Below are 12,782 nucleotides of genomic sequence, written 5' to 3'. Positions count from 1 at the left end.
GCTGACGGAAACGCGGCCCCCGCGGGCCGTGGGGCCGCCGCCGGCCGGGTCCTCAGGGGACGAGGACCAGCCGGACCGGGTCGCCGGCCTTGTCCTGGAGCCGCCGCACGGCCAGCGGGATGTGGCCGCTGACCGAGGGGGCCAGGTCGAGGCGGCCGGTGGAGGCCAGCCGGATCAGCTGCTCCACGTGCTCGGGCGAGGAGCCGTAGTGCCCGCGGACCTGGTTGCGGTTCCAGCTGAACCGCGTGCCCTCGGTGAGGGTGAGCGGGTGCGGCGTCAGCCCCACCAGGACCAGGACGCCCTCCCTGGCCAGCACGGTCGCGGCCTGTTCGCGTACGGCCGGGACGCCGGCGAAGTCGAAGGCGGCGTCCAGCCCGCGGCCCGCGGTGGCCCGGAGCACCGCCGCGGCGAAGCCCGGGTCGGCGGGGTCCAGGGCGAGGTCGGCGCCGAAGGCCAGGGCGCGTTCCCGGGCGGCGGGCAGCGGGTCGGCGGCGACGACCGGCGCGGCACCGGCCAGCCGGGCGAGCCAGATGCCGTGCGCTCCGAGGCCGCCCGCGCCCCAGACGCCCACGGCCTGGGCCGGGCGGACGCCCGCGGTGGTCACGACGGCGGCGTACGGCGTGGAGACCGCGTCCGGGATGATCGCGGCCTGGTCGAAGGGCAGGTGGTCCGGGATCGGGGCGAGCGTGTCCTCGCGGGCGACGGCGTACTGCGCCCAGCCGCCGTCGTAGTCGACGCCCCGGGTGCGGACGGCGAGGCACGGCGTGCGGCGGCGCCGGCAGTTGGCGCACTCCCCGCAGCTCTGGCCGGCCTGGAGCGCCACGCGCGTGCCCGGGGCCCACTCGCCCAGCAGCCCGGGGCCCGGGGTGTGCACCACTCCGGCGACCTCGTGCCCGAGGGTGACCTCCTCGACGGGCAGGAACGGCTTGAGGGTGCCGTCGATCAGGTGCACGTCGGACAGGCAGACCCCGGCGGCCCTGACCTCGACCAGCACCTCTCCGGGCCCGGGGACGGGCACCGGGACCTCCGTGACGCGGAATTCTCCGCCGGGCACGTGCAGGCGTCCGGCGAGCATGGTGTCCATGGATCGCGTCCCTCCGCTTCCGTCCGGGTGCGCGGCCGGGGCGTGACGCGCACGTCGACCGATGTACCGCCCGCCGGCGGGCGCCGCGCCGCGACACGCCGTGGCGGCACCGGACCGAGGGCGCGAGGTCCCGACCCGGCGGAGGGTCTACAGGCCCACGATCTTGTTCCAGCGCCGGGCGAACTCCGTGCGCTCCTCGGAGGTGATGTCGCGGGCGATGGCCAGACGCTCGCGCATGGTCGCGTTCGGGAAGATCAGGGGGTTGTCCGCCAGGGCCGCGGTCTCCTCGTCCCCGGACGCGGCGAGGACCTCGCGGGCCGCCGGGACCGGGCAGACGTAGTTCACCCAGGCGGCGAGCTCGGCGGCGACCTCGGGCCGGTAGTAGTAGTCGATCAGGCGCTCGGCGCCGGCCTTGTGCCGGGCCCGGTCGGGGATCATCAGGGAGTCCGACCACAGCTCGGCGCCCTCCTCGGGCACGACGAAGTGGATGTCGGGGTTGTCCGCCTGGAGCTGGATGACGTCACCCGAGTACGCCTGGCAGGCGAGGACGTCCCCGCTGACCAGGTCCTTGGTGTAGTCGTTGCCGGTGAAGCGGCGGATCTGGCCCCGCTTGACCTCCCGTTCCACCTGGTCGCAGATCCGGTGGAAGTCGTCCGCGGTCCAGCGGGTGATGTCGACGCCGTTGCCCTGCATGAGGAGCGCGAACGACTCGTCGAGGCCGGACAGCAGGGTCACGCGGCCTTTGAGGTCGTTCGCCCAGAGGTCCTTCACGTGCCGGATGTCCCGGCCCAGCTTGCGGCGGTTGTAGGCGATCCCGGTGATGCCGGACTGCCACGGCACGGTGTGCAGGCGGCCCTTGTCGAAGGCGGGGCCGCGCAGCAGCGGGTCGAGGTACTTCGCCACGTTCGGCTGGCGGGCGCGGTCCATCTCCTGGACCCAGCCGAGCCGCACGTACCGGGCGCACATCCAGTCGCTGATGACGATGAGGTCGCGGCCGGTGGACTGGTGGTTCATCAGCGCGGGGCTGATCTTGCCGAAGAACTCGTCGTTGTCGTTGATCTCCTCCACGTAGTCGACGGAGATCCCGGTGCGCTTCTCGAAGCCGTCCAGCGAGGGCCGCCGGTCGGGGTGGTCGTCGTCGGTGTCGATGTAGAGGGGCCAGTTCGCCCAGGTCAGCTTCTTGTCGGTCGCGGACCGGTCGGCGACCGCCCGGTCGCCGGGCTCGACGTAGGCGGCGGGTACGCCGCAGCCGGCCAGGGCGCCGAGCGCCGCGGTGCCGCCGAGGGCACGCAGCAGTGAACGGCGGGACAACACGGTCGTACGCGAGGATGTCTGGGCCACCCGGGAAGCATGCCGCCCCGCCGGGCGCCGGGACAATCGACGCTGCGTCGAGCGCGCCGGTGCCTGCCCGACACCTTGTCGACACCCCGGCCGGCCGCGGACTCCCCCGATCGGGGCCGCGCACCGGCGGGCGGCAACGCGGCGGCCCCGGACGGGGAGGTGTCCCGTCCGGGGCCGCCGGGCCGCGGGGCGATCAGCCGTCCAGGGACGTCATCACGTGCTTGATGCGGGTGTAGTCCTCGAAGCCGTAGGCCGACAGGTCCTTGCCGTAGCCGGACTTCTTGAAGCCGCCGTGCGGCATCTCGGCGACCAGCGGGATGTGGGTGTTGATCCACACGCAGCCGAAGTCGAGCTTCTTGGACATGCGCATCGCGCGGGAGTGGTCCTTGGTCCACACCGAGGAGGCGAGGGCGTACTCGACGCCGTTGGCCCACTGCACGGCCTGGTCCTCGTCCGTGAAGGACTGGACGGTGATGACCGGGCCGAAGACCTCGTTCTGGACGATCTCGTCGTCCTGCTTCAGGCTGGAGACGACGGTCGGGGCGTAGAAGTAGCCCTTGTCGCCGACCTGCCGGCCGCCCGCCTCGACCTTGGCGTGGGCGGGGAGGCGCTCGATGAAGCCGGCGACCTGCTTGAGCTGGTTGGGGTTGTTCAGCGGGCCGAAGAGCACGTCCTCGTCGTCCGGGTGACCGGTCTTCGTCTCGGCCGCGGCCTTGGCCAGCGCGGCGACGAACTCGTCGTGGATGGACTCCTGGACGAGGACGCGGGTCGCGGCCGTACAGTCCTGACCGGCGTTGAAGAAGCCGGCCATGGAGATGTCCTCGACGGCCTTGGCGATGTCGGTGTCCTCGAAGACGACGACCGGGGCCTTGCCGCCCAGCTCCAGGTGGACGCGCTTGACGTCCTTGGAGGCCGACTCGGCGACCGAGATGCCCGCGCGGACGGAGCCGGTGATGGAGGCCATGGCCGGGGTCGGGTGCTCGACCATCGCACGGCCGGTGTCGCGGTCGCCGCAGATGACGTTGAAGACGCCCTTGGGCAGGATCGAGCCGATGATCTCGGCGATCAGCACGGTGGAGGCGGGCGTGGTGTCCGAGGGCTTGAGGACGACCGTGTTGCCCGCGGCGAGGGCCGGGGCGAACTTCCAGACGGCCATCATCATCGGGTAGTTCCACGGCGCGACCTGCGCGCAGACGCCGACCGGCTCACGGCGGACGATCGAGGTCAGTCCCTCCATGTACTCGCCGGCCGAACGGCCCTCCAGCAGCCGGGCCGCACCCGCGAAGAAGCGGATCTGGTCGACCATCGGCGGGATCTCCTCGGAGCGGGTGAGCCCGGTGGGCTTGCCCGTGTTCTCCACCTCGGCCGCGATCAGCTCCTCGGCGCGCTCCTCGAAGGCGTCCGCGATCTTCAGGAGGGCCTTCTGCCGCTCGGCGGGGGTCGTGTCGCGCCAGGCCGGGAAGGCCGCGGCGGCGGCTGCCATCGCCGCGTCCACGTCAGCCTGTCCGGACAGCGGCGCGGTGGCGTACGCCTCACCCGTCGCGGGGTTCACCACCTCGGTGGTCCGTCCGTCGGCGGCGTCCCGGAACTCACCGTCGATGTAGTTGCGCAGACGACGCAGCTCGGTGCTCACTGCCGGCCTCCTGATCTGGTTCAAGGTGTCCAATCGCTGAGACACCCACCCTAGTCGCCGCGGCCACGTTTTCAACACCCCCACGGGCATCGGTTCTGCGAAATCCGCAAGCACGGGTCTCTCAAACAACGGATTTCATCGATCGGGCCTTGCGAAACTGTCGAGACGTCGTGCACAGTGAGGGTGTGGCCAGTCGAAGCGCAGACCAGAGGGACTCGCCCCGCGAGTCCAGGAACGGCAACAGTCCCCAACTGGACGCCGTCTCCCTCGCCATCATCCAGCAGCTCCAGGAAGACGGCCGCCGGCCGTACGCCGCGATCGGCAAGGCCGTCGGCCTGTCCGAGGCGGCCGTGCGCCAGCGCGTGCAGAAGCTGCTGGACCAGGGCGTGATGCAGATCGTCGCCGTCACGGACCCGCTCACCGTGGGCTTCCGCCGGCAGGCGATGGTCGGGATCAACGTCGAGGGCGATGTCGAGTCGATCGCGGACGCGCTGACCGGCATGTCGGAAGTCGAGTACGTGGTGATGGCCGCGGGCTCGTTCGACATCCTCGCCGAGATCGTCTGCGAGGACGACGACCACCTGCTGGACGTCATCAACAAACGCATCCGGGCGCTGCCCGGCGTGCGCTCCACCGAGAGCTTCGTCTACCTCAAGCTCAAGAAGCAGACCTACATGTGGGGAACCCGATAACCGTGAGTTCAAAGGACCTCAGCAAGACCGCGTACGACCACCTGTGGATGCACTTCACCCGCATGTCCTCGTACGAGAACTCCCCCGTCCCGACGATCGTCCGGGGCGAGGGCACCTACATCTACGACGACAAGGGCAAGCGCTACCTCGACGGTCTGGCGGGCCTGTTCGTGGTCCAGGCCGGTCACGGCCGCACGGAGCTCGCCGAGACCGCGGCCAAGCAGGCCCAGGAGCTCGCCTTCTTCCCGGTGTGGTCCTACGCCCACCCCAAGGCCGTCGAGCTGGCCGAGCGCCTGGCCAACGAGGCCCCCGGCGACCTGAACAAGGTCTTCTTCACCACCGGCGGCGGCGAGGCCGTCGAGACCGCCTGGAAGCTCGCCAAGCAGTACTTCAAGCTGGTGGGCAAGCCGACCAAGTACAAGGTCATCTCGCGTGCGGTCGCCTACCACGGCACCCCGCAGGGCGCGCTGTCCATCACCGGCCTGCCGGGCCTGAAGGCCCCCTTCGAGCCGCTGGTGCCGGGCGCGCACAAGGTGCCGAACACCAACATCTACCGCGCGCCGCTCTTCGGTGACGACCCGGAGGCCTTCGGCCGCTGGGCCGCCGACCAGATCGAGCAGCAGATCCTCTTCGAGGGCCCGGAGACCGTCGCCGCGGTCTTCCTGGAGCCGGTGCAGAACGCCGGCGGCTGCTTCCCGCCGCCCCCCGGCTACTTCCAGCGCGTGCGCGAGATCTGCGACCAGTACGACGTACTGCTCGTGTCGGACGAGGTCATCTGCGCCTTCGGCCGCCTCGGCACGACGTTCGCCTGTGACAAGTTCGGTTACGTCCCGGACATGATCACCTGCGCCAAGGGCATGACCTCGGGCTACTCCCCGATCGGCGCCTGCATCGTCTCCGACCGGCTCGCCGAGCCGTTCTACAAGGGCGACAACACCTTCCTGCACGGCTACACCTTCGGTGGCCACCCGGTCTCCGCGGCCGTCGGTCTCGCCAACCTCGACATCTTCGAGAAGGAGAAGCTCAACCAGCACGTGCTGGACAACGAGGGCAACTTCCTCTCGACGCTGCAGAAGCTGCACGACCTGCCGATCGTCGGCGACGTCCGCGGCAACGGCTTCTTCTACGGCATCGAGCTGGTGAAGGACAAGAACACCAAGGAGTCCTTCAACGACGAGGAGACCGAGCGCGTCCTGTACGGCTTCCTCTCCAAGGCCCTGTTCGACAACGGCCTGTACTGCCGTGCCGACGACCGCGGCGACCCGGTCATCCAGCTCGCCCCGCCGCTGATCTCCAACCAGGAGACCTTCGACGAGATCGAGCAGATCCTGCGGGCCACCCTCACGGAGGCGTGGACCAAGCTCTGATCATCCGACCGGATGATCGATCCCGGCCCCGGCGCCGTCCGTTCGAGTGAGAACGGCGGCCCGGGGCCGCGTGCTGTCCGGGCTCCCGCGCGGGACCTGCCTAGCGTGCCAGTGACCGATCGGCCCGGCCCTCGTTCCGCCGGACGGGGGAACAGGCCCGGGACAACGGATCAGAACCGAGGTGTACGCCATGGAGGCACCGCCGGACAACGACGTGCTCTGGGCACGCTCCCTGCACTTCACGCACCGCGACGGCTCCCTGGGGCTCGCCGGCGTCTCGCTCGGGGTGCGGGAGGGCGAGATCCTCGCCGTGAGCGGCCCGCGCGGCAGCGGCAAGACGACCCTGCTGCGCTGCCTGTCCGGCCAGGTGCCGGTGTGCGGCGGAGAGGTCTGGTTCAACAGCTCCCCCGTGCACACGCTCGGCCCCGTGGCCCGCGAGCGGCTGCGCCGGAACCGCTTCGGCTGGATCGACCCCGAGCCGGTCCTGGTGCCCGAGCTGAACGTGTGGGAGAACGCCGCGCTCCCGCTGATGCTGCGCGGCACCGGTCGCCGGCGGGCCAAGGTCGCCGCGCTGGAGTGGCTGGAGCGCCTGGACGTCGGCGACCGGGCCCGGTGCCGTCCGCACACGCTGCGGCACGCCGAACGCCAGCGTGTCGCCATCGCCCGCGCGCTCGCCCCGGGGCCCGCGGTCCTCTTCGCCGACGAGCCCACGGCCCCCCTGCACCGCGCCGACCGCACCCACGTCCTGCGCACCCTGGCCTCGGCCGCCCGCTCGCACGGCATCACGGTCGTCCTCGCCACGCACGACGCCGACACCGCCGCCCTCGCCGACCGCACGGTGACACTGCTGGACGGGCGGCGCGTGCGCACCGTGCACCTGCCGGACGCCCCCGACGCGGAAGGCCGGGCCGCGTGCTCAGTCTCCGTCTGACCCGTGCCGCCCGGCCGGCCGTCCAGCTCCGCCGCCTGCTGGTGGCCGCGGCCTCGGCGGGCACCGGCTTCCTGCTCCTCGCCTGCCTCGGGCACGCCCTGGTCCACCCGGACGCCTCGGGCGCCGCCGCGCTGCGCCTGGCCTGGTGCGCGGCGCCGCTCACCGCCACGGTGTACCTCGCGCTCGCCGTCGCCCGCACCGACCCCGGCACCCGGCCGCGCCCCGGGCTGTCCGCCCTGGGCCTCGGCCCGGCCCGCCTCATGGCCGTCTCCGCGCTGACCACGGCCCTGTCCTGCACGCTGGGCTCGCTGCTGGCGCTGCTGGTCTTCCTGCACCTGCGCGGCGACCTGACGGGCCTGCCGTTCGACGGCGCGGCGACGGGCCTCCTGGCCGCGGACCGCCCGCTGCCCGCACCGGCGGCGCTGACCCTGCTGGCGCTGGTCCCGGCCACGGCGGCCACGACGGTGGCCCTCGCCCTGCGCCCACGGGACCCCCGCCCGCCCGTCCGCGGCCCCCGGGGCTTCGGCCGCTTCGGGGCGTACGGCGGCACGGCGGCCTCGGACACGTTCGGGGCCTACGGCCGCTTCGGCGCCCGCTCGGGCCGCCGGTCCCCGGGAGGCACGCCAGGCGCGGGGGACCACGGGCAGCCGCACGTGCCCGGGGCGCCCGCCGGCACCCGCACGGACCCGGCCACCGCGGCGGACCCCGGGCTTTCCGCACCGGACGCCGACGGGACCGGCGCCGGCCTCGAGCCTCCCCGGGAAGCCCCGGCCGGTCTGCCCTGGGGTGTGGCACTCGTCACCGCGGGACTGACCGCCCAGGCCTACGCCGGCCGCTCCGCCCCCGCCCCGGCCCTCACCGTGCTGCTCGGCTGGCTCCTCACCGGCACCGGCCTGGTCCTGGCCGCCCCCGGCCTCACCCACCTCTGCGGCCGGCTCGTGCAGTGCACCCGGCCGGGCGCGCTCCGGCTGCTCGCCGGCCGGGTCCTCATGACGGAGGCCGCACGGATCGGGCGCCCCCTCGGCGTGGTCTGCGCGGTCGCCGCCGCCTGGTACGCCACGACCTCCCTGTCCGACGGACCGGTCCGCGTGTTCGGCCCGCTGTCCGCCCTCGGCGCGTCGGTCGTCGCCGGCTCCGCGGTCGCCACCCTGCTCACCGCGGCCGTGGAGATGCGCCAGTGCCGCGCCGGCACCACCGCCGCGCTGCTCTGCCTCGGCGCGCCCGCCACCCTGCTGCGCGGGGCCGCCGCCCTGCGCGCGGTCGCCCTGCTGGCCGTGTTCGGCCCGCTCACCCTGGCGGTCGCCGGCCTGTCGGCACTGCCGCTGACCCGCTGACCGCCGCCCCGGAACCATCGCCGGGCGGAAGGCGGAAAAAAGTCCGCCGCGCACCGATGATTTCGCGGCGGCCGGCCGGTCCACCCCTTCGCACACCATGAACCGCGCACGACTCAAGGGGAGCAGCCCGCATGTACCAGCAGATGATCTTCGTGAACCTGCCCGTGACCGACCTCGACGCCTCCAAGAAGTTCTTCACGGAGCTCGGCTACACGATCAACCCGCAGTTCAGCGACGAGAACGCGGCGTCCGTCGTGATCAGCGACACCATCGTCGCGATGCTGCTGACCAAGCCGTTCTACGCGACGTTCACGAAGAAGGAGATCGCCGACGCGACGACCACCAGCGAGGTGCTGATCTGCCTGAGCGCCGAGAGCCGGGAGAAGGTGGACGAGCTGGTGGAGAAGGCGGTGGCGGCGGGCGGCACGGCGACCGGCCCGACCCAGGACCACGGCTTCATGTACGGCCGCGCCTTCGACGACATCGACGGCCACACCTGGGAGATCACGTGGATGGACCCGGCGGCGGTCCAGGGCTGACCCCCACGGGCTCGAACGCCCGTGCCAGCATGGGCGGGTGCATCCGACACCCGCCCAGCCGCCCCGCGCCGCCCGCGACCACGAGATAGAGTCCCTCGCCGAGTTCGACGAGGTGGTCGCCGAACACGGCACGCTCGCGCGGTACCGCGTGCAGGCGGTCGACCTGACCGACCGCACCGCCGTCCTGCTCCGCCTCGACACCACCGGCGCCGTCTTCCTCGGCTGCCCGATGGACCCCGAGGCCGCCGCCCGCGTCCGAGCGGCCGGAGCGCTGGTGTTCCCGCCGGTCCCGGGGCTGCCCTTCGATCCGTACCGCGGCTCCGTCTACACGCCCGACGAGTTGTTCGCGTCGCTGGACGAGGGGTACGAGGCGACGCCCGACGCGCTGGCCCACGCCTGGTTCCGGCGGACGCGGGACGACGGTGACGTCTTCGGCTCGATGCTCCGCGCCGTCCACGACGACGCCGTCTCCGACGCGCTGGACGAACTCCTCGCGGGCGCCCGGGTGGTGGGCGTCATGGGCGGGCACGCGATGGACCGCGGCACCACCGCCTACGCCGGTGCCGCCCGGCTCGGCCGGGAACTGGCCCGCGCCGGGCTCACGGTGGCCACCGGCGGCGGCCCGGGCGCCATGGAGGCGGCCAACCTCGGCGCGTACGCCGCCCCGTTCGACGACGGCATGCTCGACGACGCGCTGCGGCTGCTCGCCGAGGCCCCCTCGTTCCGGCCGTCCGTGGCGGACTGGGCGCGGGCCGCCTTCGAGGTGCGCGACCGCTGGCCGGGCGGCGGCTCGTCGGTGGGCATCCCCACCTGGTTCTACGGCCACGAGCCGCCGAACGCGTTCGCCGCGCACATCGCCAAGTACTTCGCCAACGCCACCCGCGAGGACGGGCTGCTGGCCCGCTCCACGGCCGGGGTGGTGTTCCTGCCGGGCGCCGCCGGGACCGTGCAGGAGATCTTCGACAACGCGACGCCCAACTACTACGAGTCGCGCGGGGAGCCGACGCCGATGGTGCTCGTGGACGCGGAGCACTGGACGCGGGACCTGCCCGCCTGGCCGCTGCTCCGGTCGCTGGCGCGGGGACGCGCGATGGAGTCCCGGATCGCCCTCGTCGACCGGATCGAGCAGGCACCGGCGGCCCTCGCGCGCCTCGGCGGCTGACGGGCGGGCGCGGCCGGCGGCGCGGGGGGCGCCGACGCTTCAGGTCCGGTGGCTCCGGCCGTCGTGCGCAGGAGCGCGACGGCGTCCCCACCGGCCGCCGGGTCCGGCCCGGCGCCCATGGACCCTCGCGCGGCGCGCCGGTCCTCGCGGCCGGCGACCCCGGTCCCGCCGGAACCGTCGGCGGGTTCCGGCACGGTCCGGACCGCGCCCGCCGGCCCCTGGGGCGCGCCGTACCGTCCGGTGCGGGCCCGTGCCCGCCCTCGTACCGGAGGGGCCCGCGCGCCGTCCGGCCGGGTTCCGTTCACGCGGACGCAAGCCCGTTCACGCCTTTTGTTGTGACGATGTGATCACATCCTCATCGTCCAAGGGCCGGGACAAGGGTATGTTCGATCGTCCGGCTCCGGCGCGACCGTCGGCACCGCCCCTCCCGGCGGAGCCCCACCCCCGGAGCCGTTGCCGACGGCGCGTGGACGCGTCGCGGTGACCTTTCCCACGAGCAAGGAGATCCCCACGGTGCCCGTCCGCCGCCTAGCGCGCCCTCCGCGGCCCACACCCACGGAGGCCGCCTCCCCACCGAACCCACGCGACGGCGCCGCCGGAGAGGCCGGCAAGCCAAGCAAGGCGGCCGGCACCAAGGGCCTGCGGCTGGACATCCAGGGTCTGCGCGCGGTGGCCGTCTCGCTGGTGGCCCTCTCGCACGCCGGAGTGACCCAGGTGGCCGGCGGCTTCATCGGCGTGGACGTCTTCTTCGTGATCTCCGGCTTCCTGATCACCTCGCTGATGCTCCGCGAGCACCGCCGCGACGGCCGGATCGCGCTGGGCCGCTTCTACGCGCGGCGCGCGCTGCGCCTGCTGCCCGCCTCGACGCTCGTCGTCATGGTGACGCTGGCGGGCTCCTGGCTCTTCCTCGGCCCGCTGCGCTTCGCGGAGTACGCCAAGGACGCCATCGCCTCCGCCTGGTACGTCGTCAACTTCCGCCTCGCCGACGCCGGCACCGACTACTTCAACACGGACGTCCCTCCCTCGCCGTTCCAGCACTTCTGGTCGCTGGCGGTGGAGGAGCAGTTCTACCTGGTCTGGCCGATCCTCCTGATCGTCGCGCTCAAGCTGTTCCGGCGCCGGGCCCTGCTCGCGATGCCGCTGCTGGCCCTGGCCGCGGCCTCCTTCGCGATCAACCTCCACCTCACCGACACCTCGCCGTCCTGGGCCTACTTCGGTTCCCAGGGCCGTATCTGGGAGCTCGCGACCGGCGCGCTGCTGGCGCTGGTGGCGGACCGCCTCGACGACATCCCGCGGCCGGTCGCCGCGGTCGTCAGCTGGGCCGGCCTGGGCGCGATCGCCTACGGCGCCGTCTTCTTCGACGACACCACCCGCTTCCCCGGCCACAACGCGGTCGTCCCGGTCCTCGGCGCCGCCGCCGTGCTGGCCTGCGGCTCCGCGGGCGGGCGCTGGGGCGCGGGCGCGCTGCTGTCCCTGCGCCCGGCCGTCTGGGTCGGCGGTGTCTCGTACGCCTGGTACCTGTGGCACTGGCCGCTGATCCTGCTCGTCCCCGCCGCCGCCGGCTTCGGCGAGCACGACGGGCCGCTGCGCCTGATCGCCGCCCTGTGCGGCATCCCGCTCGCCTGGCTGACGCTGCACCTGATCGAGAACCCGATGCGCTTCCACCGCGCGTTCAAGGCCCGGGCCGGGCGGGGCCTGGTGCTCGGCCTCGGCCTGTCGGCCGTCGCGGCCTGCGTCGCGATGGTCGCCGCGCAGTTCCCGCCGCAGCTGGAGGAGGGCATGGCGCGCAAGAGCCCCGGCAAGGTGATCGCCGAGGCGTCCGACCCGCGCGCGGCGCTGACCGAGCTGCTGGGGCAGAAGGTGGACAAGCTGCCCTCCAACCTCTCGCCCAGCATGCGGGACACCGCCTACAAGCGGTCCGAGGTGTACACGGACGGCTGCGCCCTGACGATGACCGGCACGGTGCAGACGCAGCCCTGCCTGTACGGCGACACGAAGGCGGACCGCAGCGTCGTCCTGTTCGGCGACTCGCACGTCGCCCAGTGGTTCCCGGCGCTCGACAAGATCGCCGAGAAGCACCACTGGCGGCTCTACTCGTTCACGAAGAACGCGTGCAAGGTCGCCCAGATCACCATCGAGTACAACAAGGGCCCCTACTCGACCTGTGACGACTGGCGGAAGGTCACCATCGAGAAGATCCAGAAGATGCGGCCCGAACTCGTCATCACCTCCAGCTCCGAGTCGGCGAAGCTGTGGGGCGACGGCGACATGGCCGAGGTCTGGGGCAAGGGGCAGGCCGAGACGTACCGGATGCTCCAGCGCGGCCGCACGCGGGTGGTGACCTTCCTGGACACCCCGTGGCCGAAGAACAACGCGGTGGACTGCGCGACCACGCACTCGGACGACCTGAGCGCCTGCGCCCGCGACCGCTCGGAGGCCGACGTGCAGCCGGACGTCACCGCGGCGATCAAGGCGGCCGCGCGCGCCGAGCACGTGACGACCGTCGACCCCTACGAGTGGGTGTGCGCGCCCTCCGGCAACTGCCCGGTCGTCGTGGGCAACACGATGGTCTACCGCGACTACGGCCACCTCGCGGACGGCTACGTCAAGGCCCTCACCCCGGTCGTGGAGGACAAGCTCCTGAGCCTGTTCGGCGACGACCTCCGCAAGCGCCCGCGCGCCTGACGCGGCACCCGGCA

Annotated in this window: 10 protein-coding genes; 7 read left to right on the top strand and 3 right to left on the bottom strand. The window is 72.9% G+C overall.

Annotated features, from left to right (window positions below; translation table 11 throughout):
• Positions 1-52: 52 nt before the first annotated feature.
• The 3 genes from ACZ4K2_RS06595 to ACZ4K2_RS06585 all read right to left on the bottom strand — a co-directional run bounded on the left by ACZ4K2_RS06595 (position 53) and on the right by ACZ4K2_RS06585 (position 4,058).
• Entirely contained in the window at positions 53-1,084 is a 1,032-nt protein-coding gene (locus ACZ4K2_RS06595; RefSeq protein ID WP_467474356.1) for a zinc-binding dehydrogenase, read from the bottom strand.
• A 147-nt stretch (positions 1,085-1,231) separates the two neighbouring features.
• Positions 1,232-2,425, bottom strand: a complete 1,194-nt coding sequence (locus tag ACZ4K2_RS06590) for an extracellular solute-binding protein (RefSeq protein WP_467474355.1) — start codon at positions 2,423-2,425, stop codon at positions 1,232-1,234.
• 193 nt (positions 2,426-2,618) lie between these two features.
• The gene (locus ACZ4K2_RS06585) at positions 2,619-4,058 is read right to left on the bottom strand and encodes a gamma-aminobutyraldehyde dehydrogenase (protein WP_467474353.1); all 1,440 of its coding nucleotides are present in this window, start codon (positions 4,056-4,058) and stop codon (positions 2,619-2,621) included.
• Positions 4,059-4,228: 170 nt separating this feature from the next.
• On the opposite strand from ACZ4K2_RS06585, the gene ACZ4K2_RS06580 reads away from it, so the two are divergent.
• From ACZ4K2_RS06580 to ACZ4K2_RS06550, 7 genes are all read left to right on the top strand, one after another.
• The gene (locus ACZ4K2_RS06580; protein ID WP_467474352.1) at positions 4,229-4,750 is read left to right on the top strand and encodes an Lrp/AsnC family transcriptional regulator; all 522 of its coding nucleotides are present in this window, start codon (positions 4,229-4,231) and stop codon (positions 4,748-4,750) included.
• A gap of 2 nt (positions 4,751-4,752) precedes the next feature.
• Entirely contained in the window at positions 4,753-6,117 is a 1,365-nt protein-coding gene (locus ACZ4K2_RS06575) for an aspartate aminotransferase family protein (RefSeq protein WP_467474351.1), read from the top strand.
• A 190-nt stretch (positions 6,118-6,307) separates the two neighbouring features.
• Complete coding sequence (locus ACZ4K2_RS06570) at positions 6,308-7,048, top strand: ABC transporter ATP-binding protein (RefSeq protein WP_467474349.1); 741 nt, start codon at positions 6,308-6,310, stop codon at positions 7,046-7,048.
• Positions 7,030-8,382: a hypothetical protein gene (locus ACZ4K2_RS06565; RefSeq protein WP_467474348.1), complete on the top strand. Its 1,353-nt coding sequence runs from the start codon at positions 7,030-7,032 to the stop codon at positions 8,380-8,382. Before ACZ4K2_RS06570 ends, ACZ4K2_RS06565 begins: the two co-directional genes overlap by 19 nt.
• Positions 8,383-8,513: 131 nt before the next feature.
• On the top strand, positions 8,514-8,921 hold the full coding sequence (locus ACZ4K2_RS06560) for a VOC family protein (protein ID WP_467474346.1): 408 nt from the start codon (positions 8,514-8,516) through the stop codon (positions 8,919-8,921).
• 37 nt (positions 8,922-8,958) lie between these two features.
• Positions 8,959-10,083 carry an LOG family protein gene (locus ACZ4K2_RS06555; protein WP_467474344.1) on the top strand — a complete coding sequence of 375 codons (1,125 nt, stop codon included), beginning with the start codon at positions 8,959-8,961 and terminating at the stop codon, positions 10,081-10,083.
• A 480-nt stretch (positions 10,084-10,563) separates the two neighbouring features.
• On the top strand, positions 10,564-12,768 hold the full coding sequence (locus tag ACZ4K2_RS06550; RefSeq protein ID WP_467474343.1) for an acyltransferase family protein: 2,205 nt from the start codon (positions 10,564-10,566) through the stop codon (positions 12,766-12,768).
• The last annotated feature ends 14 nt before the right edge of the window (positions 12,769-12,782 follow it).

The organism is Streptomyces sp. NPDC025833, from assembly GCF_055558055.1.
Note: the sequence above shows the minus strand (reverse complement) of the source record. Positions and strands in the feature narration are given on the sequence as shown.